This is a genomic window from Klebsiella sp. M5al (genome assembly GCF_002090195.1).
Classification (GTDB): Bacteria; Pseudomonadota; Gammaproteobacteria; order Enterobacterales; family Enterobacteriaceae; genus Klebsiella; species Klebsiella grimontii.
Map to the genome: position 1 here is coordinate 3,922,315 of NZ_CP020657.1, position 22,624 is coordinate 3,944,938.

Annotated in this window: 21 protein-coding genes and 1 other annotated feature; of the genes, 12 read left to right on the forward strand and 9 right to left on the reverse strand. The window is 49.3% G+C overall.

Annotated elements, in window-relative coordinates:
- Nucleotides 1-159: 159 nt before the first annotated feature.
- Both BWI76_RS18910 and BWI76_RS18915 read right to left on the reverse strand, forming a co-directional pair.
- Nucleotides 160-1,050: a LysR family transcriptional regulator gene (locus BWI76_RS18910; protein ID WP_004138771.1), complete on the reverse strand. Its 891-nt coding sequence runs from the start codon at nucleotides 1,048-1,050 to the stop codon at nucleotides 160-162.
- Between the two features lie 38 nt (nucleotides 1,051-1,088).
- Nucleotides 1,089-1,913, reverse strand: a complete 825-nt coding sequence (locus tag BWI76_RS18915) for an SDR family oxidoreductase (RefSeq protein ID WP_064371584.1) — start codon at nucleotides 1,911-1,913, stop codon at nucleotides 1,089-1,091.
- 175 nt (nucleotides 1,914-2,088) lie between these two features.
- Here BWI76_RS18915 and hisL point away from each other — a divergent pair, with 175 nt between their 5' ends.
- The 9 genes from hisL (at nucleotide 2,089) to hisIE (ending at nucleotide 9,328) form a co-directional block, all read left to right on the forward strand.
- A complete protein-coding gene (gene hisL / locus BWI76_RS28200) occupies nucleotides 2,089-2,139 on the forward strand; it encodes a his operon leader peptide (RefSeq protein WP_009654477.1) in 51 nt (16 codons plus the stop codon).
- Nucleotides 2,115-2,237 (forward strand) — a sequence feature (His leader region). (Overlaps the previous gene by 25 nt.)
- Nucleotides 2,238-2,284: 47 nt before the next feature.
- On the forward strand, nucleotides 2,285-3,184 hold the full coding sequence (gene hisG, locus BWI76_RS18920) for an ATP phosphoribosyltransferase (protein ID WP_004138766.1): 900 nt from the start codon (nucleotides 2,285-2,287) through the stop codon (nucleotides 3,182-3,184).
- A gap of 39 nt (nucleotides 3,185-3,223) precedes the next feature.
- Nucleotides 3,224-4,528 (forward strand): histidinol dehydrogenase, encoded by a 1,305-nt coding sequence (gene hisD / locus BWI76_RS18925; protein ID WP_024360019.1) that lies wholly within the window; start codon nucleotides 3,224-3,226, stop codon nucleotides 4,526-4,528.
- Entirely contained in the window at nucleotides 4,525-5,586 is a 1,062-nt protein-coding gene (hisC, locus tag BWI76_RS18930; RefSeq protein ID WP_004138764.1) for a histidinol-phosphate transaminase, read from the forward strand. The genes hisD and hisC overlap by 4 nt, the downstream gene beginning before the upstream one ends.
- Nucleotides 5,583-6,650 carry a bifunctional histidinol-phosphatase/imidazoleglycerol-phosphate dehydratase HisB gene (gene hisB, locus BWI76_RS18935; RefSeq protein WP_004138762.1) on the forward strand — a complete coding sequence of 356 codons (1,068 nt, stop codon included), beginning with the start codon at nucleotides 5,583-5,585 and terminating at the stop codon, nucleotides 6,648-6,650. The genes hisC and hisB overlap by 4 nt, the downstream gene beginning before the upstream one ends.
- On the forward strand, nucleotides 6,650-7,240 hold the full coding sequence (gene hisH / locus BWI76_RS18940) for an imidazole glycerol phosphate synthase subunit HisH (RefSeq protein ID WP_004122439.1): 591 nt from the start codon (nucleotides 6,650-6,652) through the stop codon (nucleotides 7,238-7,240). The genes hisB and hisH overlap by 1 nt, the downstream gene beginning before the upstream one ends.
- A complete protein-coding gene (gene hisA / locus BWI76_RS18945; RefSeq protein WP_004138754.1) occupies nucleotides 7,240-7,977 on the forward strand; it encodes a 1-(5-phosphoribosyl)-5-[(5-phosphoribosylamino)methylideneamino]imidazole-4-carboxamide isomerase in 738 nt (245 codons plus the stop codon). The genes hisH and hisA overlap by 1 nt, the downstream gene beginning before the upstream one ends.
- Nucleotides 7,959-8,735 carry an imidazole glycerol phosphate synthase subunit HisF gene (gene hisF / locus BWI76_RS18950; RefSeq protein ID WP_004138745.1) on the forward strand — a complete coding sequence of 259 codons (777 nt, stop codon included), beginning with the start codon at nucleotides 7,959-7,961 and terminating at the stop codon, nucleotides 8,733-8,735. The genes hisA and hisF overlap by 19 nt, the downstream gene beginning before the upstream one ends.
- Complete coding sequence (gene hisIE / locus BWI76_RS18955; RefSeq protein ID WP_004122447.1) at nucleotides 8,729-9,328, forward strand: bifunctional phosphoribosyl-AMP cyclohydrolase/phosphoribosyl-ATP diphosphatase HisIE; 600 nt, start codon at nucleotides 8,729-8,731, stop codon at nucleotides 9,326-9,328. The genes hisF and hisIE overlap by 7 nt, the downstream gene beginning before the upstream one ends.
- 83 nt (nucleotides 9,329-9,411) lie before the next feature.
- Here the strand turns inward: hisIE and BWI76_RS18960 are convergent, their stop codons facing one another.
- The 7 genes from BWI76_RS18960 to BWI76_RS18990 all read right to left on the reverse strand — a co-directional run bounded on the left by BWI76_RS18960 (nucleotide 9,412) and on the right by BWI76_RS18990 (nucleotide 17,487).
- The gene (locus BWI76_RS18960) at nucleotides 9,412-10,731 is read right to left on the reverse strand and encodes a glycosyltransferase family 2 protein (protein ID WP_064371585.1); all 1,320 of its coding nucleotides are present in this window, start codon (nucleotides 10,729-10,731) and stop codon (nucleotides 9,412-9,414) included.
- Between the two features lie 133 nt (nucleotides 10,732-10,864).
- Complete coding sequence (locus BWI76_RS18965) at nucleotides 10,865-12,010, reverse strand: glycosyltransferase family 4 protein (protein ID WP_024360025.1); 1,146 nt, start codon at nucleotides 12,008-12,010, stop codon at nucleotides 10,865-10,867.
- Nucleotides 12,011-12,904 carry a glycosyltransferase gene (locus BWI76_RS18970; protein WP_004138738.1) on the reverse strand — a complete coding sequence of 298 codons (894 nt, stop codon included), beginning with the start codon at nucleotides 12,902-12,904 and terminating at the stop codon, nucleotides 12,011-12,013.
- Complete coding sequence (glf, locus tag BWI76_RS18975; protein WP_004138737.1) at nucleotides 12,901-14,055, reverse strand: UDP-galactopyranose mutase; 1,155 nt, start codon at nucleotides 14,053-14,055, stop codon at nucleotides 12,901-12,903. Before glf ends, BWI76_RS18970 begins: the two co-directional genes overlap by 4 nt.
- A gap of 18 nt (nucleotides 14,056-14,073) precedes the next feature.
- Nucleotides 14,074-15,966 (reverse strand): DUF4422 domain-containing protein, encoded by a 1,893-nt coding sequence (locus tag BWI76_RS18980; RefSeq protein ID WP_004138733.1) that lies wholly within the window; start codon nucleotides 15,964-15,966, stop codon nucleotides 14,074-14,076.
- A 13-nt stretch (nucleotides 15,967-15,979) separates the two neighbouring features.
- Complete coding sequence (locus tag BWI76_RS18985) at nucleotides 15,980-16,720, reverse strand: ABC transporter ATP-binding protein (protein WP_004138732.1); 741 nt, start codon at nucleotides 16,718-16,720, stop codon at nucleotides 15,980-15,982.
- Nucleotides 16,720-17,487 carry an ABC transporter permease gene (locus BWI76_RS18990; protein WP_004138730.1) on the reverse strand — a complete coding sequence of 256 codons (768 nt, stop codon included), beginning with the start codon at nucleotides 17,485-17,487 and terminating at the stop codon, nucleotides 16,720-16,722. Before BWI76_RS18990 ends, BWI76_RS18985 begins: the two co-directional genes overlap by 1 nt.
- 1,298 nt (nucleotides 17,488-18,785) lie before the next feature.
- On the opposite strand from BWI76_RS18990, the gene BWI76_RS18995 reads away from it, so the two are divergent.
- The 3 genes from BWI76_RS18995 to BWI76_RS19000 all read left to right on the forward strand — a co-directional run bounded on the left by BWI76_RS18995 (nucleotide 18,786) and on the right by BWI76_RS19000 (nucleotide 22,512).
- Nucleotides 18,786-19,790 carry an NAD-dependent epimerase gene (locus tag BWI76_RS18995; protein ID WP_004122469.1) on the forward strand — a complete coding sequence of 335 codons (1,005 nt, stop codon included), beginning with the start codon at nucleotides 18,786-18,788 and terminating at the stop codon, nucleotides 19,788-19,790.
- 481 nt (nucleotides 19,791-20,271) lie between these two features.
- Entirely contained in the window at nucleotides 20,272-20,394 is a 123-nt protein-coding gene (locus tag BWI76_RS28205) for a small membrane protein (protein ID WP_004138729.1), read from the forward strand.
- Between the two features lie 996 nt (nucleotides 20,395-21,390).
- Nucleotides 21,391-22,512, forward strand: coding sequence for an acyltransferase family protein (locus BWI76_RS19000; RefSeq protein WP_064371586.1), 1,122 nt, complete (start codon nucleotides 21,391-21,393; stop codon nucleotides 22,510-22,512).
- The last annotated feature ends 112 nt before the right edge of the window (nucleotides 22,513-22,624 follow it).

Below are 22,624 nucleotides of genomic sequence, written 5' to 3' on the forward strand. Positions count from 1 at the left end.
ATTGAATGATGTGTCTTTCAACCAAAAAAATAACCGACACTTTAAAAAAGCGTCGGCCAGTTTCTGATTTTCAGGACGCGTATTTTGCAACAACTGCTGGCCCGATGACAAGATGTTACAAGGCTTAATAATCTTGGTAATTCTCTAACAGATTAATATTCATACGATTTTAGTATTATAGACCTGATGGATAGCACTATTTGCTAATATCTCCTTTCGCCACCACTCGCCCGCCTGCCCGCAAACGTCTTCATTCCAGCCTATCCATGCGCGATTGACCGGTTCGGGGACCGTCGTTTTTATTATCAGTAGCTCGCCGCGGGCGATTAAAGGCTGCACCTGAAATAGCGGTAAATAACTCCAGCCCAGTCCGGCGCACAGCAGCATCAGCTGGGCGGAAAGATCGAATACCGTCAGGCTCTCCTCGCCGTCGGCCTGCGGCCACGCGCCGTCGGTGGTAATCGCGCGATGGCGGCGCAGCGTCCGCCAGCCCACAGGACCGGCAATCTGCGCAAGCGGATGCTGGGGCGCAACGACAAACGCCTGCGCCACCTCCCCCAGTAGAACAGAGCCGTAGCCGCTGAGCGCCGGGGGGTCGCCCAGCGCGCCGAGCAGAAGATCCGCCCGCCCTTCCACCAGCGTCTGCCAGTTTGCGCCGAGGGTATCGCGGCGGAATTCAAGACGGGTGGCGTGATGCTGGCGATAAAACGCCGCGATCGACGGGGCCAGCAGCGAGAACGGAAAGGTAGCGTCGACGTTGAGTATCAGCGCATTTTCCCAGCCCTGATGCAGCCTGACGGCCTGCTTTTCCAGTTCGCGGGCGGTGTGCAGCACGTCGCGCCCCTTTTCCAGCAGCATCTGCCCGGTACGGGTGAAGCGCGCCCGGTGGCCGCTGCGGTCGAGAAGTTGAATATTGAGATCGCTTTCCAGCTTATGAATGGTATAGCTCAGCGCCGACGGCGTTTTATAGAGCTTCGCCGAGGCGGCGGCAAAGCTGCCCTCTTTGTCGAGGGCATCAAGAATGACGAGCACATCCAGCAGTGGTTTCATCGCTACCCCCTTTCGGTACGCGATTCACCGCTGGCGCATTACTCCATCGGCATCACCAGCGGATCGGGGTACTGGTACTCAAACCCCAGTTCGTTGCAAATACGGCTGCCATCCACAATCTTGCCGCTACCGTTCTCCGGGTTATCAGAGAATACGGGGACGGGAAGCCCAAGCTCGCGGGCCATCTGCGGATAAAAGACGCCGCGCGCGGGATGCTTAGGCGCACATATATTATAGATGCGCCCGCCTTTCGGAGCCTGCAATAACAGTTCGATCGCGGCGATCACATCCTGGAGATGCACCAGATTGACGCCGTGCTGGCCGTCCGGCGCGGATTTCCCGGCAAAGAAGCGCCCCGGATGACGGGACGGCCCCACCAGCCCGGCGAGGCGCAGGATGTCCACCGAGGTACCGGGAAGGTTATGCAGCCAGTCCTCCAGCTCTTTCAGCACCCGTCCGCTGGCGGTTTGCGGGTTACGGGGGGAGTTCTCCTTTAGCGTGCCGCTGGCGTTGCCGTAAACCGACGTTGAGCTGGTGAATATGATGCGCGGCACGTGATGCGCCAGCGCGGTATCAACGATTTCCTGTACCGCCTGAAGGTAAAAGTCCTCTCCGGGACCGGTCCGCCGCGCCGGTAAAGTAATCACCAGCGCGTCGACGTTCATTAAGGTATCCAGATCCTCGGTGTCGCAGACCAGCTGCGGCTCCAGACGCAGCGGATAGCTGTCGATGCCGCACATCCGCGCCGCCTCCACGCCGTCCTCCGTGGTCTTACTGCCGGTCACCTGCCATCCCCGCGACATCAACGACAGCGCAAGCGGCATACCCAGCCATCCTAAACCTACAATCGCGACCTTCTTCATCCCCTTGCTCCTGACTTTTCGCTGTGCTGACTTAAGGCTACGCCAGCCGGCGGCAACTGACAATTTCTTCGGTCAATATGAAATGAATTAATGATAGAAAAAAGCCCTTGCTTTATGCGAGTAAAGTGGTTTAGGTTAAAAGGCATCAAATGCATAGTCATTCACAGAGAATTTTATGAACAGCGTTCAATTTAAAAACCACCATCATCACCATCATCCTGACTAGTCTTTCAGGCGATGTGTGCTGGAAGACGTTTGGATCTTCCAGTGGTGCATGAACGCAAAGAGAGCCCCCGGAAGATTCGCTTCCGGGGGCTTTTTTTTGGACCGAATTCGGACAGATTCAGACAGGGTTACAGAGGAAAATAAGAATGTTAGACAACAGCCGTTTACGCATAGCTATTCAGAAATCAGGGCGTTTAAGCGAAGATTCACGCGAATTACTCAGCCGCTGCGGCATCAAAGTGAATCTGCACACCCAGCGCCTGATCGCGCTGGCGGAAAATATGCCCATCGATATTCTGCGCGTGCGAGATGACGATATTCCGGGCCTTATCATGGACGGCGTGGTCGATTTGGGGATTATCGGCGAAAACGTGCTGGAAGAAGAGCTGCTGAGCCGCCGCGCTCAGGGCGAAGATCCGCGCTACTTCACCCTGCGCCGTCTCGACTTCGGCGGCTGCCGCCTGTCGCTGGCGACCCCGGCGGATGAACCCTGGGACGGCCCGGCGATGCTTAACGGCAAACGCATCGCCACCTCCTACCCGCACCTGCTGAAGCGCTACCTTGACCAGAAAGGCATCTCGTTCAAATCCTGCCTGCTGAACGGCTCGGTTGAAGTGGCCCCGCGCGCCGGTCTGGCCGACGCGATTTGCGACCTGGTCTCAACCGGGGCGACTCTGGAAGCGAACGGCCTGCGCGAAGTGGAAGTGATGTTCCGCTCCAAAGCCTGCCTGATCCAGCGCGACGGCGAGATGGCCGATAGCAAACAGCAGCTGATCGACCGCCTGCTGACCCGTATTCAGGGGGTGATTCAGGCCCGCGAATCAAAATACATCATGATGCACGCGCCGACCGAACGCCTGGAAGAAGTGATCGCCCTGCTGCCCGGCGCCGAGCGCCCGACCATTCTGCCGCTGGCCGGCGACAAGCAGCGCGTGGCGATGCACATGGTGAGCAGCGAAACCCTGTTCTGGGAAACCATGGAAAAACTGAAAGCGCTGGGCGCCAGCTCCATTCTGGTCCTGCCGATTGAGAAGATGATGGAGTAATCCGGCGGGTCGGTCACGGGATTAACAGGGGAAACAACCATGAGCTTCAACACAATTATCGACTGGAACGGCTGTAGCGCAGAACAACAGCAACAACTCTTAACGCGCCCGGCCATTTCCGCCTCCGGGAGCATCAGCAAAACGGTGTCGGAGATCCTCACTAACGTCAAAGACAACGGCGATGCGGCCCTGCGTGAATACAGCGCGAAGTTCGACAAAACCGACGTCAAGGCGCTGAAGGTTAGCGACGAAGAGATTGCCGCCGCCGGCGCGCGCCTGAGCGACGAGCTCAAGCAGGCGATGGCCGTGGCGGTCAAAAATATCGAAACCTTCCACAACGCGCAGCAGCTGCAGGCCGTGGATGTTGAAACCCTGCCGGGCGTGCGCTGCCAGCAGGTGACCCGCCCTATCGCCTCCGTCGGCTTATATATTCCCGGCGGCTCGGCGCCGCTGTTCTCAACGGTGCTGATGCTCGCAACGCCGGCGCGCATCGCTGGCTGCCAGCAGGTGGTGCTGTGCTCGCCGCCGCCGATTGCTGATGAAATCCTTTATGCCGCCCAGCTGTGCGGCGTGCGCAATATCTTTAACGTCGGCGGCGCGCAGGCGATTGCCGCCCTGGCGTTCGGCACCGAATCGGTGGCGAAGGTCGATAAAATCTTTGGCCCTGGCAACGCCTTCGTGACCGAAGCCAAGCGCCAGGTGAGCCAGCGTCTTGACGGCGCGGCTATCGATATGCCCGCCGGGCCGTCGGAAGTGCTGGTGATCGCCGACAGCGGCGCCACCCCGGATTTCGTCGCGTCCGACCTGCTTTCCCAGGCCGAGCACGGCCCGGATTCGCAGGTGATCCTGCTGACGCCGGATAGCGAGATGGCCACCCGCGTCGCGCAAGCCGTTGAGCGTCAGCTGGCCGCGCTGTCCCGGGCGGAAACCGCCCGCGGCGCGCTTTCCGCCAGCCGCATCATTGTGGCGCGCGATATCGCCCAGTGCGTGGCGATTTCCAACCAGTACGGCCCGGAGCACCTGATTATTCAGACCCGTAACGCCCGCGAACTGGTCGACGGTATCACCAGCGCCGGTTCGGTATTCCTCGGCGACTGGTCGCCGGAATCCGCCGGCGATTACGCCTCCGGCACCAACCACGTGCTGCCGACCTACGGCTACACCGCGACCTGCTCCAGCCTCGGCCTGGCGGATTTCCAGAAACGTATGACCGTGCAGGAGCTGTCGCGCGACGGGTTTGCCGCCCTCGCCTCAACGATTGAAATTCTGGCCGCCGCCGAGCGCCTGGACGCCCACAAAAACGCCGTTACGCTGCGCGTCGCAGCCCTTAAGGAGCAAGCATGAGCATTGAAGATTTAGCCCGCGCCAACGTCCGCGCGCTGACGCCGTATCAATCAGCTCGCCGTCTCGGGGGTAAAGGCGACGTCTGGCTGAACGCCAACGAATTCCCTACCGCGGTAGAGTTCCAGCTGACCGAGCAGACGATGAACCGCTACCCGGAACCGCAGCCGAAAGCGGTCATTGAACGCTACGCGCAGTATGCGGGCGTCAAGCCGGAGCAGGTGCTGGTCAGCCGCGGCGCCGACGAAGGCATTGAACTGCTGATCCGCGCCTTCTGCGAGCCGGGCCAGGACGCGGTGCTCTATTGCCCGCCGACCTACGGCATGTACAGCGTCAGCGCCGAAACCATCGGCGTGACCTGCCGCACGGTGCCGACGCTCGCCGACTGGCAGCTGGATCTGCCGGGCATCGCGGCCAATCTCGACGGCGTGAAAGTGGTTTTCGTTTGTAGCCCGAATAACCCGACCGGGCAGATTATCAACCCGAAAGATTTTCGTACCCTGCTGGAGATGACGCGCGGCAAAGCCATCGTGGTCGCGGATGAAGCCTATATCGAATTCTGCCCGCAGGCGACGCTGGCGACCTGGCTGAACGAGTATCCGCACCTGGCGATTCTGCGTACCCTCTCCAAGGCCTTCGCCCTGGCTGGCCTGCGCTGCGGTTTCACCCTCGCCAACGCCGAGGTGATTAACGTGCTGATGAAGGTTATCGCGCCTTATCCGCTCTCCACGCCGGTGGCCGATATCGCCGCCCAGGCGCTCAGCGCGGAAGGCATTGCCGCCATGCGCGCGCGCGTGGCGCAGATCCTCGCCGAACGCGATTATCTGGTAAGCCAGCTGCGCGGCATTGCCTGCGTTGAAGAGGTGTTCGATTCCGAGAGCAACTACGTTCTGGCGCGAATCGTCGCCTCCAGCGCGGTGTTTAAATCTTTGTGGGATCAGGGCATTATCTTACGTGACCAGAATAAACAACCTTCATTAAGCGGCTGTTTGCGTATCACTATCGGTACCCGTGCAGAGAGCCAGCGCGTCATTGACGCTTTGACTGCGGAGAATGTATGACCCAGAAGTTTCTCTTTATTGACCGTGACGGTACGCTGATTTCCGAGCCACCGGTTGATTTTCAGGTAGACCGCTTCGATAAGCTGGCGTTTGAGCCGCAGGTGATCCCGGCCCTGCTCAAGCTGCAGCAGGAAGGGTACAAGCTGGTGATGATCACCAACCAGGATGGGTTGGGAACCGCCAGCCTGCCGCAGGACGAGTTCGACGGCCCGCACAACCTGATGATGCAGATTTTCGCCTCCCAGGGCGTCAACTTTGACGAAGTGCTGATTTGCCCGCATCTCCCGGCGGATAACTGCGACTGCCGCAAACCGAAAACCAGGCTGGTGCTGCCATGGCTGGAACAAGGGGTGATGGACACCGCCCACAGCTACGTGATTGGCGACCGCGCGACCGATATTCAGCTGGCGGATAACATGGGCATTACCGGCCTGCGCTATGACCGCGAACAGCTGGACTGGCCGACCATTTGCGAACAGCTGACCCGCCGCGACCGCTACGCCCACGTTGAGCGCATCACCAAAGAGACCCAGGTGGATGTGAAAGTGTGGCTGGACCGCGAAGGCGGCAGCAAAATCTCTACCGGCGTCGGTTTCTTCGATCATATGCTTGACCAAATCGCTACCCACGGCGGCTTCCGCCTGGAGGTTAACGTTGGCGGCGATCTGTATATCGACGATCACCACACCGTGGAAGATACCGGGCTGGCGCTGGGCGAAGCGCTGAAGCTGGCGCTCGGCGATAAGCGCGGCATCGGCCGTTTCGGCTTTGTGCTGCCGATGGACGAATGTCTGGCCCGCTGCGCGCTGGATATCTCCGGCCGCCCGCACCTTGAATATAAAGCCGACTTTACCTATCAGCGCGTTGGCGATCTGAGCACCGAGATGGTGGAACACTTCTTCCGCTCGCTCTCCTATACCATGGCGGTCACTCTGCACCTGAAAACCAAGGGCAAAAACGACCACCACCGCGTAGAGAGCCTGTTTAAGGCCTTCGGCCGCACGCTACGCCAGGCGATTCGCGTCCAGGGCGACACGCTGCCGTCTTCGAAAGGGGTACTTTGATGAACGTGGTGATCCTCGATACCGGCTGCGCCAACCTCAATTCGGTGAAATCCGCGGTGAGCCGCCACGGCTACGAGCCGCAGGTCAGCCGCGACCCGGATGTGGTGCTGCGCGCCGATAAGCTGTTTCTACCGGGGGTGGGAACGGCCCAGGCGGCGATGGACCAGCTGCGCGAGCGCGAGTTAATCGAACTGATTAAAGCCTGTACCCAGCCGGTGCTGGGCATTTGCCTCGGCATGCAGCTGCTGGGAAAACGCAGCGAAGAGAACAACGGCGTCGACCTGCTGGGCATTATCGAGCAGGACGTGCCGAAAATGACCGACCACGGCCTGCCGCTGCCGCATATGGGCTGGAACCAGGTGTATGCCAAAGCGGGCGATCGTCTGTTTCGCGGTATTGAAGACGGGGCGTATTTTTACTTCGTCCACAGCTACGCGATGCCGGTCAACGTCAATACCATCGCCCAGTGCAGCTACGGCGAGGCCTTCACCGCGGCGGTACAGAAAGATAACTTCTTTGGCGTCCAGTTCCACCCTGAACGCTCCGGCAGCGCCGGGGCGCAGCTGCTGAAAAACTTCCTGGAGATGTGATGATCATTCCTGCTTTAGATTTAATTGACGGCACGGTCGTCCGTCTCCATCAGGGCGATTATGGCCAGCAGCGAGACTACGGCAACGATCCGCTGCCGCGCCTGCAATCCTATGCCGCGCAAGGGGCCGAAGTGCTGCATCTCGTCGATCTGACCGGGGCGAAAGATCCGGCGAAGCGCCAGATCCCGCTGCTGAAAAAGCTGGTTGCCGGCGTAAATGTGCCGGTGCAGGTTGGCGGCGGCGTGCGGACGGAACAAGACGTGGCCGCCCTGCTTGAAGCGGGCGTGGCGCGCGTGGTGGTGGGTTCGACGGCGGTGAAGTCGCCGGAAGTGGTGAAAGGCTGGTTTAAACGTTTTGGCCCGCAGCATCTGGTGCTGGCGCTTGATGTGCGGATCGACGCGGAAGGCCGCAAGCAGGTGGCGGTCAGCGGCTGGCAGGAGAACTCCGGCGTGACCCTGGAAGAACTGGTGGAGAGCTATCAGTCCGTCGGCCTGCAGCACGTGCTGTGCACCGATATTTCCCGCGACGGGACGCTGGCTGGGTCGAACGTCTCGCTGTATGAAGAAGTCTGCGCCCGCTATCCGCAGGTGGCGTTTCAGTCTTCCGGCGGCATTGGCGATCTCAATGATATCGCCGCGCTGCTCGGAACCGGAGTGCGCGGGGTGATTGTCGGTCGGGCGCTGCTGGAAGGTAAATTTAACGTAACGGAGGCCATTCAATGCTGGCAAAACGGATAATCCCCTGTCTTGACGTTCGCGACGGCCAGGTAGTGAAAGGCGTGCAGTTCCGTAATCACGAAATCATCGGCGATATCGTCCCGCTGGCTAAACGCTATGCCGACGAAGGCGCGGATGAGCTGGTGTTCTACGATATCACCGCCTCCAGCGACGGCCGCGTGGTGGATAAAAGCTGGGTGTCGCGGGTCGCGGAAGTGATCGACATTCCGTTCTGCGTTGCCGGCGGCATTAAGTCGCTGGACGATGCAGCGCAAATCCTCTCCTTCGGCGCGGATAAAATCTCCATCAACTCCCCTGCCCTGGCGGATCCGACGCTGATTACCCGCCTGGCCGATCGGTTCGGCGTGCAGTGTATTGTGGTGGGCATTGATACCTGGTTTGACGCCGCGAGCGGCAAGTATCACGTCAACCAGTATACCGGCGATGAGAGCCGGACGCGGGTGACGCAGTGGGAAACCCTGGACTGGGTGCAGGAAGTGCAAAAGCGCGGGGCCGGCGAGATCGTCCTCAATATGATGAACCAGGACGGCGTGCGTAACGGCTACGATCTGGAGCAGTTAAGCAAGGTGCGCGCCGTGTGCCGCGTGCCGCTGATTGCCTCCGGCGGCGCGGGCACTATGGAGCACTTCCTGGAAGCCTTCCGCGACGCTAGCGTCGACGGCGCGCTGGCCGCCTCGGTGTTCCACAAGCAAATTATCAACATTGGCGAACTGAAAACGTACCTGGCAGCACAGGGCGTGGAGATTAGGGTATGTTAAGTGAACAGCTGGATTGGCAAAAAACCGACGGTCTGATGCCGGTCATCGTGCAGCACGCCGTCTCTGGTGAAGTGCTGATGCTGGGCTATATGAATCAGGATGCGCTGGCGAAAACCGAAGAAACCGGCAAAGTAACCTTTTATTCGCGGACCAAACAGCGTCTGTGGACCAAGGGGGAAACGTCGGGCAATTTCCTCAACGTGGTGAGCATCACCCCGGATTGCGATAACGATACCCTGCTGGCGCTGGTCAATCCGATTGGCCCAACCTGCCATAAAGGCACCTCAAGCTGCTTTGGCGAAACCGGCCATCAGTGGCTGTTCTTATATCAGCTGGAGCAGCTGCTGGCGGAACGCAAGCACGCCGACCCGGAGAGTTCGTATACCGCGAAGCTGTACGCCAGCGGAACCAAGCGGATAGCGCAGAAGGTGGGAGAAGAAGGCGTGGAGACCGCGCTGGCCGCAACGGTGCATGACCAGTTCGAGCTGAAGAATGAAGCGTCGGATTTGATGTATCACCTGCTGGTGCTGCTGCAGGATCAGGGGCTGAATTTGACGGATGTGGTGGAAAACCTGCGGAGCAGGCATAAGTAAGTCATCAAAGGGAGGCGGCATAACGCCTCCCTTGCAATATAACCCTCGCCAGCGCGCTGGTTGATATCACCTGTTTAGCGTCGTCATGGCTTTTTTCGCGCCGCTATCGCTTTGACGACCCTTAATGGTTTCGTCATTTTCCATGACAAAGATGAAACCAAATCGCTATAGCGCTGAGTCAGCTCCTGGAGCTCATTGTGGACGCTGAGTAATTTCTGCTGTTGCGTGTGATGCTCGTTCTCTAAACGCGTTTTTAGCTGTTCAAATTCGTGGATAAGCGTGGTTTTATCGCTCACTTGCGCCTTCAGGACATCAATTTCACTTCGCTGAGATAAAGTTGACTGTTTAAGCGAAGTGATTTCTTCCTGCAGCGTTGAATTCAACATATGTGCATGTTCAAGCTCGCGCAACACTCTGTCTTTCAGAGAAAAAATATACTCTTCCGCTGACTGATTAACGATCCGGCCATGCGCAGCTTTAATAAAGTCATCATAAAAGTCATCACGATCGATTTCTAAAGATAGGATGAACGACTTCACATCGTTGAAGAGCAGGTTAAAGGAAGGGCCCGAGATCGTATTTAAGTTCCACTCCAGAAAAACAACGGCGTAATTATTAAAATCACGACTTCTGGACGGCAGTAAATCACGATCTTTCATAAACGAACGTAGCGAAGTTAATGCCTCCAGCGCGCAGTGCCACGAGTGTGCCCTGGTGGCAGAAAGCGACTTCGCACGGTTGATCGTATGAGTGATTAAGATTTCATCAACCAGCGAGATGCGGTTTGCTAACAGCATGAAACCACTCACAAAGTACAGGTCGTTTGTGGTTCGCAGCGGTTGAAACTCCAGGCCCATTGCCAGAATAGCTTCGCGTCTGAAGAGCTTATCCCATGGCCACCATATAAAGGCTCTGAAAAAATCGTCAGCAATATCCCGTGAAGAGAAGACCTCTTTTTCAGGCAGTAAATCCTCCCGCGCGGACAAAGGCATGGGAGAATGAGTATTGGTTTGCAGATCGATTGACTGGCACCGACAGATAACAACATCCGTTTGCAGGGCCGTAGCCCGGTCGGACATTCTCTTTAACATCTCTTTATCGGCGTAATCATCATCGTCGAGGAAAATAATGTATTCGCCGGTCGCTATACGTAAGCCGATATTTCGCGATTCGCCACCGCCGACGTTGCTCGGGTTGGTTATCACCCGGACTCGCGAATCCTCATCGGCTATTTTAGCGACAATACCCAGAGTATTATCGGTGGAATTATCGTTAACAATGATAATTTCAATGTCTTTTAAAGACTGGGTTAATACCGTATTAAGCGTTTCGGAAATATACTCCACGGCATTATGAACGGGGATGATAACGGAAACAATAACGTTACTTGATTCATCAGACATTCAATCACCTTCAAAATAAGAGGCACGCAATCATTAAACATAAATAATGCGTTTGCAGAGCAGTTACATAGCATAAAATATAACCGCTTCGGAGGTGTTTGATTTACATGAAGCTGTAATCTCTTGCGTTACATCATCCCTGAACCACATCATGATAAGTCTTTAGGGTCTTACTGATTATCATACCGCTAGAAAACTTATCCTGAACGCGTTGCCGTCCTTTGATACCCATCTCTACTCGTGCTTTGGGATTGGCTAACAAGAATTCAAGCTTATCGGCCAGCTCCTGTGGCGAGTTACTTTTCACGATAATGCCGTTATCGTTATTAATGATCAGGCTATCGCAGCCGCCAACATCGTAGGCAATGCAGGCCCGGCCAACCGAGGAAGCCTCAAGCAGAATACGCGGGACGCCTTCTGAATAGATCGAAGGCAGTGCCACGATGTTCGACTCCTCGATCAAGTCACAGACGTTTGAACTGTGACCTAACCAGTTAATCAGCCCTTCTTTATGCCATTGCTGAATGACCGCAAGGGAAATGGCATCCTTATCGTTTTCAACAAGTATCCCGGCAACGTTTAGCGTAAAATGAATATTTCTGGATTCGAGGATTTTCTTGGCTTCAATTAAATCCCCGAGCCCTTTGCTCCAGAGCATTCTGCTGGCAAACAGCACCACCGGAACATCACGCTCCTGCTCCAGAGAATATTTATAGATATCCGGGTTGATACCTGCGCCATCAATGACAATAGTCTGCTGATAGTCAATCCCAACAAAACCCGCAAGTTTTTTACGATCTTTATCATGTTCGAACATAAATATACTGCGCTTATTACTGGCAATATACTTATATGCCATGATAGTGATATTGCGCAATAGCTTAAGCAAGCCCGTATCACAAGAAAATACACGCCCGAGGCCGACAAAACTCACGATGACCGGGCGATTATTTGCCCTCGAAAGAAGCCCACCGATCAGACATGGCTTGATTGTAATACAGTGTAAAAGGTCGGGATTAATCTCTTTGATGATCCTTCGGGAGGCAAAAAAGGCCCGAAAGAAAGTTAATGCATTAAATGATTGAGCATCAAGTGGGACGTTATGACACTTAAAACCAAATGTTTTAAATTTATTCAGCACTTTACCATCGACAAAATGACTGATGATGTGAATCTCATAACCAGCATCTCGGGCGGCGATTGCACGATCTATCCAGTGCAAATCAAAATACCAATCCGAGTTTATGAAATAACACAGTTTTTTCATTGCTATATCCACTTAATGATTCTTACCGCTGATTCCTTTTACACCATGGATAACTCCACGACGCAAGCATTTAAAATATAACAATTTATTGCGTTGCCATGGCAATATTGACACATATTTAATCAACCGCAAAAGGATTGAGAGACGGCTAAAAATGGCAACTCGCGGAAAAATTCTCTTCGCCAGAATAAGATTTCGACAAAGGTAATAAACCTTCCATTCGGGAAAGACGCACTTCCCCTGGATACTTACATCGTGCGAGAAGACAACCTCAGGCGAATAACGAATCTCTTCGCCATCGAGCGTCAACTGATAGCCAAAGTAGAGATCGTCAAAATATAAAAACAACTCATCGTGAATATTGTGTATATTCTTTCGCAGCAAATCTCGCTGAATAATCATCCCGACAAAGGATACCGTTTGTACCGCGGTCGAACGGGAAATCAACGGTAGAAACTCGGCCGGTTTTTTGATGTAGCGTAATGTGTCGATAAACGATGACGGTACTTTAGCAAAAGGGATGTTCATCGAACAAGGTTGTCCCCGGAGATCTTTTACCAAAGCGGTGAACACCCGACAGTTAGCCTTATCCAGATGGGCGAATTTTTCCAACGCATCGCTCTCGGGCCAGGCGTCATCATCGTAAAAGAAAACCCAGTCGCTATCGACGTTGTCGCATAAATATTGACTCCCGGCCTTAAACCCCCCCGCCCCACCGGTATTAGAGGGTAGATTGAGGACAATCACGCGGGGGTCGCTAAGGGTGGCTAACCACTCCTGGGTCCCATCCGTGGACCCGTTATTGACAACCATTATCGCTGTAAAATTTAATTTCACAGTGTTGGCAATAGTTACTTTTAACTTCTCTAAACGATTATAAGTGACTATTAATGCGGAGCAATTCATCGCACAGAAACCGTGAACACTGGCATAGCTTCATGATTATCAAGGGAAGATAAGTACTTCTCGGCTGTATTTAATGCTTCTGCGATAGTGACATCCATATCCAGATATCGATAGGTTCCAAGGCGGCCAACAAAGGTAATGTTCTTTTCACTTTCCGCGAGGGACAAATACTTATCGAGTAAAGCCATCTCCCCCATCTGCCGAATCGGATAATAAGGAATATCATTTTCTCCGCACTCGCGGCTGTATTCCTTATAGCATACCGACCCTTCATGGGTTTCCCAGGGCGAAAAGTACTTATGCTCAGTGATACGGGTGTAAGGAACATCCAGTGAGCAGTAATTCATCACCGCGCAGCCCTGATAATCGCCCTGCCGGGTGAATTTTTCAAAATCCAAAGTACGATAGCCCAGGCGGCCATATTGATAGGAATAGAAGGCATCCAGCGGCCCGCTATAGAACACATGATCGTACTTTTCTCTCTCTTCAGCGTTGAACGACTGCTGAAGTTCGATAGTGATATTTTCATGATTGGCAATTGACTCAATCATTTTCGTATAACCCAGTTTCGGCATGCCCTGAAATCTGTGGTTAAAGTAATTATCATCGTAGTTAAAACGAACCGGCAGGCGCTTAAGAATCGACGCAGGAAGCTGTGATGGCTCCATCCCCCACTGCTTAATGGTGTAGCCTTTGAAAAACGCCTCATACAGCTCTTTACCAATAAAACGCAGGGCCTGTTCTTCAAACGTTTTCGGTTCCTGGATCGAACTGTCCCCTTTTTCTGCAATAAGCGCCCGGGCCTCATCTGGCGAACAGGTTTTGGCAAAAAACTGGTTAATGGTATGCAGGTTGATCGGCAGAGAGAACACTTGTCCGTTAACGGTTGCTTTGACGCGGTTCACATACGGCATCATCTCAGCGTGCTGAGTCACATAGTTCCACACTGTTTCATTATCGGTATGAAAGATATGCGGACCATAGACGTGGACCATAACGTCCGTTTGCGGATCGCGCGCGTCGTAGGAGTTACCGCCAATGTGGTCCCGCTGGTCGATAATTCTGATACGATGGCCTTGTTCAGCAAGCTGGCGGGCGATAACCGCACCAGAAAAACCAGCGCCGACAATTAAAATATTTTTACTGTTCATAATATTACTCCAGCAGCCTTAACCAAGAATTGAGCGTCTAACTTTATAATAGTATTTTGTTATCGTATTTCGCCTCGGTGAACCGACAGGAGCATATTTATTAAGGAAAGGCATCAACGCTTTTTTTATCCTGGTCTGAAGCAGAACGGGCGTTTGCCCTGCATTATGCGCAGGATTTGATGAATTAATCAAAGATAGCTGACGGAAATAGGCCTCTTTTTCCCATGGCGTGTTGATGACGTTTTCCAGGAAATCGTCATAAAAGTCAACCTTGTCCGTATTCCACGGTTTATTCTCCCCGGCATAGTGAATCATATTCGGGTTCATTCTGGCTTCTAAAAAGCGCATATATGTTGCGAACTGGAGATTGGGGAAAAAGTCATCGGTATTGCCATTACCATGATAGACATTCCACTCCAGCGGTAAAAATTCAACCCGGCCGTAGAAAACTTTGTTCATAATGTCCTGGTCAAGGAACCAGTACTTTTTCTCTTTCAGGGTTTTAATCAGCTCGGAGAAGGTATCTTCCTGCACCATTTGCGCAACGTTGAAAATGATAATCCCCGCCTGGAAATACTCATCAGGATTGGTCATTTTAAGCGTTTTTTGCAGATACTCGCCGGCGGGCATCACGCCATCAGCTGACTCCGACATCGCGCCAAACTTGACGAAGCCTTCCATGACGATATCTTTAACGGCGGCAACAAGGTTTGTGCCGAGTTCGACATTAAGCAAAGTCGCCAGATCGGCCTTCACCACAGTATCGGAATCGATAAAAATAACCTTCTCATATTCACGGAAAAGCTGCGGAATAAACAAGCGAGCATAGGTTGATGCACTAAAGTGCGCACGGGTATGTACGCCATCCAATTCAGTGAAGGCATTCACATCAAAAAATCGAAGTGAAAAGTTTGTATGGGCCGAAACCAGCCTGGTTAAGCGCTGCTTGTTAAGATTGCTAACCTTGTTTTCCAGCACAACAATATCGTAATGGGTGTTTTTATCAGAATGGCGAACGATAGAGTTGATTAAAGCCCCGCCGCTGATGGCGTAGTTATCATCAAAACTGATGACGATTGGCGCAGCGTGAGGAAAGACCGGCATCAGCTTGCCGTTGAAGGTCTCATTCGTCACGAAAGTGCGCTGTAGTTCCTTAACTTTCAGGGCACGATCTTGCTGCTGTTTTATAATGTAAATATTAAACAGGCGCTCTGCGATATGGCCGATAACACGCTTTTCCTGAGCGTTATAATTATTCATCGAGATGCGACTTTCAAGATGAGTCAAAATCGCGAAAAGCCACTCAGAATAGTCTACGAACATATCTTTGTGCATCACAAACATATTCGTGTAATAGCCATCAGTTGCATTATTAAACTGCTGAATAGCCGTTTTATAATCCGGATAAAGCTCTTCGACAATCTCCAGGGCAGCCAGATAGTCCTTAATATGTAAAAACTCCCCTTTCTCATAATGATCGAGGTTATTTTTACTTCCAGCAGAGGTCACTGACCACTTCTTCGGTAACAGCAGGTCAAACCCTGAAATACAATCCTGGATTGCCGTGTCGGTTAAACCAAACTGCTTTTCATAATCTGCATCAATAACGGGTGAATTAACTACGCCCCAATTATCTTCGGGAAAGCTCTGTTCTGAAGAAAAATTCAGATGTCGGCGATAATGCATAAAGCCGACATAATCAGAAAGAGATTCATTTTTCCAAACCCAATAATGTGCGGTTAACTCACAGTAAAAGGGGTTTTTAAACGAAATATTATCTCCTGTATCATCGCCAATACAGCCGATATCATTATAGGAGTTAGCTTTACCTACATGCAATGGTTTTATAATCGATGCATTAAGGAATGCGCTCGGCTTATGATGACAGGTATAGATCTTAATACTATTCATTTAATTACCAGATTTAGGCCATTGCTTGTTTATAAAGTTCGATGATTCTTTCAGCAGAACCGATTTCCCGGAGACGGTGATTTTCGATCCAGACAACCCGATCGCATATTTTTTCCACATCACTCATGTTGTGACTAACGAACAGTATTGTCACACCACGATTTTTGAACTCTTTAATCGTCTTAATACATTTGGCCTGAAATGAAATATCGCCGACGGCCAGCACTTCATCAATAATCAGAATATCAGGCTCAACTTGACTAATAACCGAGAAGCCAAGCTTCGCTAGCATACCGCTAGAATAGACGCGGATCGGCTCATCAATAAACTCCCCTAATTCGGAAAATTCAATGATGCGATCCATTCGCTGTTGAACCTCTTTACGCCGTAGCCCAAGAAGGGTGGCATTAAGATAAATGTTCTCACGGCCAGTCAATTCTGGATGAAAACCACCACCTAGCTCAAGCATTGAGGCCACTCGCCCACGAGTTGTGACCGACCCTTTCGTTGGCTTGATAACACCGGCAACCAGCCCCAAAGAAGTGCTTTTGCCTGCGCCGTTTCGCCCAATGAGCGCAACAGCCTCTCCTTTACCTACCGTAAAAGAGACATCCTGAATAGCAAGATATTTACGGCCCTTCAGTAATTGAAAGGCTCTTTTAGGATGAAATATTAAATCTTTAATACCTGAGCCAATATGATGGTAAAGTGGATATTCTTTTGTCACATTATTAAAATCAATTACTGGTTCCATCACAAGATCTCTGCAAATCGATATTTTAATTTATTAAAAATACTTAATCCGATAACTGTCAGCACAATACCAGTCAAATATAACACTGAGATATGCTCGTAGTTTAAAACGCCATCCATAAATAAATTACGCCAGCTTAAAATCATACTCGCCAGAGGGTTATAGTCAATAACCCAGCTATATTTTGCTGGAATCATATCCGATGCGTATAAAATGGGAGTGCAGTAAAACATCAGCATAATACCGAGAGTCACAAATCTTTCTAAGTCTCTGAAGAAAAGATTCAAAGTAGAAAAAATAATTGATATGCCAAAGGTAAAAATCACCTGTCCGATAGCAATGAGCGGTATGCCCCAAAGCCATGAAAGCGAAGGACGCATACCGTACACAAAAAGAAAAGCGACAATGACAGGAATAGTGCATAAGAAGTGCAATCCTTCCATCATCACATTACTAAGTGGAATAACCGAACGCGGAAATACGGTTTTTTTGATAATTTGCGCATTAGCAATAAATGAGAAAAGCGAATTCGTCGCAGAACTTGCAAACCACTGCCAGGGGAAGAGACCCGTTATTAAGAAAAGGGTATAATTTGGAATCTGGACTCGCATGATCAATTTAAAGATAAAATAGTAGATCATCGCAAAAAGTAGGGGGTTGGCAATTGACCATAAATAACCAAATACACTACTCTTATAGCGTACTTTTAGATCTTTATTGGTGATAACAACAAGCAGGTCAAATAAATACCCTAGATTATACTTCATTTTTATACTCATAAATTATTCTACGAAATTTTAAGCATTGGGTTATGCACTTTAGAATTGCGAGTTGTCGCTGACTGACTAAATCAACTGCGATAGCTCTAACGCCCTGACTGATACACTGCCGATAGACGCCGTGGCTTTGGACATACAACGTGAAAACTTAAGTGCATAGGTTAAAGCAAGATTTCCCAATTTTTCTGTACGCTTTAACTCATTGGCAGCAGCCGACCATGGTAGCTCATCCAGGCTAAACGGAGACAAGTGAGAGGCTGACATGAAGATCGCCAGTTAAGACACCATTTCTGGACGTAAAGTAAAAACTGTTATTTTTCAGTCAGATACTCCTCCCCCATAGTATTACATGATAGCTTTCAATCACGCTACCGCCCTTGGCTATCGCAACCAAACTGCGTAATGATTCAACAACCCTATCTGTAAACATCTCTAGCGACTGCTTTTACGACAGCAGTAAACTGACACACCCTGTTCTTACGTCAAACGGCTCTCGCAGCGGCTATCGGGTAAGATTACTGCCCGTGACGCTGGGTGCTGCTCACTTGAAATTTAAAAAGATTCAAGCAGGCCCACACTCTCGCTGTTTGCTTAACCCCCATCCATCAGGAATTTCTCAATTAGCACGTTTAGCAAGCCCATTTTTTGAACTCCTGACGAGACTCTTCTCGGTTATCTCCCTATCCATCTTCTGTGAACCGGCGTAAACCGTACGCAATATTGATTGAAATGACACCAACAATCAGTCTGGTGTCATATTTAACGCTGCGCACAGGATAGCTGATTAAACTGACAACACAATGGTCATGCAAATGAGTTGCCGCATTATAGCGCTGGTCCATGGGAATAAAAATGAAAATACGTTGCCAATCAATTCATATTGCAAATGATTCATGTCGTAAACATAATGTAAAGCAAATACAACAAAAAAACTAACATTTTGATTTTAAACGATAAAAAAAGACATCCCACTATCAATGTGAAAGAATTGTAAATTCATACATAAAATCAATTTTTATCTACGTTAACTTTCGAGGACTTAAGGAGTCGGGAACGCGAGATTATGACAAGACCTCACGCAATTGTTATCTTGCTAATCATCAAGCTTCGATAATGAATCTCATCTCCACCTCAGAATGCCAATGCAAAAGCTCTGATACGGGTGACATCGCTTAGCCATCTAATGCGTGAACATAATCAGCAACGGTAAAGCAGGTGATCCACACGGCAAGCCAGTGTAAAATCGACAAATATATAGCGGGATACAGTCACCCCAGAGGATGAATATGAAATTTTTAGTAACTGGAGCCGCAGGATTCATCGGCTTTCATACCTGCAAGCGCCTTCTGGAGGCGGGTCATGAGGTTGTCGGTCTCGACAACATGAACGACTACTATGACGTCAATCTTAAGCAGGCCCGTCTGGATTTACTGCAGTCTCCCCTGTTCAGTTTTCACAAAATCGATCTGGCGGATCGTGAAGGTATTGCCCGACTTTTTGCTAATGAGAAATTTAACCGGGTGATCCATCTTGCCGCTCAGGCTGGCGTTCGCTACTCCCTGGAAAACCCGTTCGCTTATGCCGACGCTAACCTGATTGGTTATCTGAACATTCTTGAAGGCTGCAGACACAATAATGTTGAGCATTTGCTTTATGCCTCATCCAGTTCGGTCTATGGCCTGAACCGTAAAATGCCGTTCTCTACCGATGATTCGGTTGATCATCCGGTTTCGCTGTATGCCGCCACCAAGAAGGCAAACGAGCTGATGGCGCATACCTACTCTCACCTTTATGGTATTCCGACCACTGGACTCAGATTCTTTACCGTCTATGGCCCATGGGGCCGTCCGGATATGGCGCTGTTCAAGTTCACAAAAGCCATGCTGGAAGGAAAGCCTATTGATGTCTACAACTATGGCAAGATGAAGCGCGACTTCACTTACATTGACGATATCGTTGAGGCGATTGTTCGGATGCAGGATATTATCCCGCAGCCCAATCCCGAATGGACCGTTGAGACAGGATCACCGGCAGATAGCTCAGCGCCATACCGGGTGTATAACATCGGTAATAGCTCACCGGTTGAACTGATGGATTACATCACGGCGCTTGAGGAAGCTATGGGGATGGTTGCGGAGAAAAATATGATGCCAATACAGCCGGGCGATGTACTGGAAACCAGCGCAGATACCAAGCCGCTGTACGATGCGGTGGGTTTCAGACCGCAGACGACGGTCAGGCAGGGAGTGAAGAACTTCGTTGACTGGTATAAGGCGTACTATAAGGTCTAATCAACCCAGCATGGCGCAGGGTATTTAGCCGCAGTGGGATACGACTGCGGCTTTTTTATATCGAGAATTGTCATTCGGCAATCTTATCCATTCAGATGCTCGTAAAAACACTCTGTTAATACCTATCTCAGCGCAAAGCCCGCGCACCACACAATAACGAAACACAGAATTAACATAAACCAAACAAAATCATCAACAAACTCTGATATAAGCCACTTTCAATACAATCACTGAAGAGCATTCTCGTACGAAAGAAACAATCACCAGCTAATCAAGCTGGCACTAAAGCCAGCTACAGCGCCATTGTTCAAACTACTGGTCGCGAAAAAGGGTTTTCCACTTTCCTCAAAAAAAACCACAAACACCATATAGGAATTTTCTTAAATTCAGGATATGTTAAGCAGGCAAAGGCATGCTTTTGCAATGATATTAGTTCGCAGGCAAATGGATTTATAACATTCCTTTCATTCTGGTACGCATTATGGCAAACATAATTTTCTTAGCAGTTGCTGCCATCCTGTTGATTGTTTCAGTTTATTTTCTGATTTCTTATATTAAAGATCAGAAAAAGACCAAGCTGACTTTTAACAAACGAAAGTGGTGAAAAGAAAACTTAATATAATTATAATACAGGCATAGGAAATAATAATATAAGAATAAAACACTGCCAGCGGTGGGGATGTGTATTGTCTTTTCAGCTGGCATTGGTCGCCACGTCAAACTAAAAAGTTATGCTAATCGGGTACTAAGACCTTAGCATCAACATTATATCCTGGTGGCCGTAAATGGCTTGTGCTTGCTATGCCTGCGCCCTTCCCTTGAAAGATCCCGCCCCCTCACCCGTGTCAATTTCAATCAGAACCTTAACTCGCCGCAAGGCAGCTCTCCTGAAAACCAGGGTTCCAGAAACAACAAAAGCCTGCAAGCAGGCTCTGTTTTACCTTCCGGCGCTTATCTCCAGCGTCTACATCACAGTGACGGTAGCTCTTCACAAGGTGAATTAAACATATCCGACCTCGATGGTTGGGACAAGATGATCGATTGAAGAATCTAAGCGAGGTCACGTTTTTTCATAGAACCTTGAGTCGTGAAACTTAGGTATTAAACTGACTATAATTTGTACAACACAGAAGCTGAAGAATGATTTTTGAACAGATGGGAGCATTTTCATATTAGAAAATGCCATAAAGCAACTTTAAATTTAATTACTTTAACATGTCAAGTTTTTAAAAAATGAATAAGCTGTATGTAGAAGCCACATACATAATAAAAGAAACAAAAATGATTCCAATGGAATAATTGTTTGTACTCGCAAGCTTCAGCCTGGACCGCAGAGAACTATTTAAAACTAGCCAGCCAATAACCACACAAAATACACGGCATTGTATATTTTATATTAATAACCTTGTACGGCGAGAAAAGTACTAAGCAGCTCAGAATCGATAGTTCAAAAACATTCTAGTAAGAGATGCGAACACACCATAACCAAGCAAGCATACTTTCGTGTAAATAATTTACATTAAAAAGAGATATTTTTGATGAAAAATATCCTCACGGAAGCTAAAATCTCTTTACAACATTCATTAATGAAAACAGGCATATGAACTCAATAAAAAAAACTTGGCTCCCTGAAATGGAAGGATTCAGAGGATTGGCATCAGCTTGGGTTTTTATAGGACATATCTGTATATTGGTACAGTGCAATATACCTATACTAGGAAATCCAAGTTACGGCGTAGATTTATTTGTATTGCTATCTGGATTTCTCATGACAAAAAACTATATTGAAAGGCGAAACATTGAACCATGGAATAAATTAAGTACTGTGAATAACTTCTGGGTAAGACGTTTTTTTCGAATAGCACCATTGTATTATGTATTGCTAGCCATAGCCATTTTACTTGGTCCATATATTGGCAGTATGAGGGATATCATATCAGAGTATTATCCAAATACTGCTACAGGAGTGGATCGCTTTACTGATCAGTCAGTTAAAAACATAGTCATACATGCATCTCTTCTTTTCGGATTATCTCCTGAGTATAGTTTCAGAACTACTTTACCTGACTGGAGCATTGGTTTAGAAGTACAATACTACTTATTGTTCCCATTTTTGATGTTCATCGGGAAAATTACTAATTTAAAAACAACATTATTATTAATGTCGATTATATCAACCTTGTTGTATTTCATTTTTCCCGATTTTTATAAATCATTCCCGATGCCTTCTTTCATTTTATTAAAACTACCTATTTTTATAGCTGGCATGTTTATTTATATAGCCATTCATAGCAACAGGGTAATATCAATCTCACTTCCCTTTATTGTCATTATATTCGCAACTATAACTCATCTTCATATTGACAAGAGACAACTAATAATCCAATTGGCTATGTGTGCATTAATTATCGGCTTACTTAAAGAGAATAAAATTCCATATGCTCAAAACGTTCTAAAGAATATCAAATGGTTATTTAATAACAAGTTTTGTGTTTGGTTGGGTGATGTTTCATATTCAGTATATCTAATACATTTGCTTATTGTCACGCCAGTAATTGGAATATTAATTCAATCTTATCATCTGTCAGATCTAAGTGCTATTTCTAGGCTTTTGCTTGTTGCGGCAATATGTGCACCAATTGTCTACTCAATTTCATACCTTTGCTTTAAATTTATTGAAAAGCCAGGAATAAATTTAGGTAAAAAATTCATCAAAAATTAGTTGAAGGCCACCCCTTAGAGGTGGCCTGAAAAATTTAAGTATACAGTTTTAAAATCGTTCTCGACTTTCTTGTGATAAATATATTTATTAAACTAACTTTTATATAATTACA

What these genes read in the sequence shown, in the direction of transcription:
- BWI76_RS18960 (WP_064371585.1), bottom strand. Translation starts at nt 10,731, where the DNA reads ATGTCTGATGAATCAAGTAACGTTATTGTTTCCGTTATCATCCCCGTT.
- BWI76_RS18995 (WP_004122469.1), top strand. Translation starts at nt 18,786, where the DNA reads ATGAAATTTTTAGTAACTGGAGCCGCAGGATTCATCGGCTTTCATACC.
- hisD (WP_024360019.1), top strand. Translation starts at nt 3,224, where the DNA reads ATGAGCTTCAACACAATTATCGACTGGAACGGCTGTAGCGCAGAACAA.
- BWI76_RS18915 (WP_064371584.1), bottom strand. Translation starts at nt 1,913, where the DNA reads ATGAAGAAGGTCGCGATTGTAGGTTTAGGATGGCTGGGTATGCCGCTT.
- BWI76_RS18970 (WP_004138738.1), bottom strand. Translation starts at nt 12,904, where the DNA reads ATGAATTGCTCCGCATTAATAGTCACTTATAATCGTTTAGAGAAGTTA.
- BWI76_RS18985 (WP_004138732.1), bottom strand. Translation starts at nt 16,720, where the DNA reads ATGGAACCAGTAATTGATTTTAATAATGTGACAAAAGAATATCCACTT.
- hisIE (WP_004122447.1), top strand. Translation starts at nt 8,729, where the DNA reads ATGTTAAGTGAACAGCTGGATTGGCAAAAAACCGACGGTCTGATGCCG.
- hisB (WP_004138762.1), top strand. Translation starts at nt 5,583, where the DNA reads ATGACCCAGAAGTTTCTCTTTATTGACCGTGACGGTACGCTGATTTCC.
- BWI76_RS18910 (WP_004138771.1), bottom strand. Translation starts at nt 1,050, where the DNA reads ATGAAACCACTGCTGGATGTGCTCGTCATTCTTGATGCCCTCGACAAA.
- hisF (WP_004138745.1), top strand. Translation starts at nt 7,959, where the DNA reads ATGCTGGCAAAACGGATAATCCCCTGTCTTGACGTTCGCGACGGCCAG.
- BWI76_RS18990 (WP_004138730.1), bottom strand. Translation starts at nt 17,487, where the DNA reads ATGAAGTATAATCTAGGGTATTTATTTGACCTGCTTGTTGTTATCACC.
- BWI76_RS19000 (WP_064371586.1), top strand. Translation starts at nt 21,391, where the DNA reads ATGAACTCAATAAAAAAAACTTGGCTCCCTGAAATGGAAGGATTCAGA.
- hisC (WP_004138764.1), top strand. Translation starts at nt 4,525, where the DNA reads ATGAGCATTGAAGATTTAGCCCGCGCCAACGTCCGCGCGCTGACGCCG.
- hisH (WP_004122439.1), top strand. Translation starts at nt 6,650, where the DNA reads ATGAACGTGGTGATCCTCGATACCGGCTGCGCCAACCTCAATTCGGTG.
- hisG (WP_004138766.1), top strand. Translation starts at nt 2,285, where the DNA reads ATGTTAGACAACAGCCGTTTACGCATAGCTATTCAGAAATCAGGGCGT.
- hisA (WP_004138754.1), top strand. Translation starts at nt 7,240, where the DNA reads ATGATCATTCCTGCTTTAGATTTAATTGACGGCACGGTCGTCCGTCTC.
- BWI76_RS18980 (WP_004138733.1), bottom strand. Translation starts at nt 15,966, where the DNA reads ATGAATAGTATTAAGATCTATACCTGTCATCATAAGCCGAGCGCATTC.
- glf (WP_004138737.1), bottom strand. Translation starts at nt 14,055, where the DNA reads ATGAACAGTAAAAATATTTTAATTGTCGGCGCTGGTTTTTCTGGTGCG.
- BWI76_RS28205 (WP_004138729.1), top strand. Translation starts at nt 20,272, where the DNA reads ATGGCAAACATAATTTTCTTAGCAGTTGCTGCCATCCTGTTGATTGTT.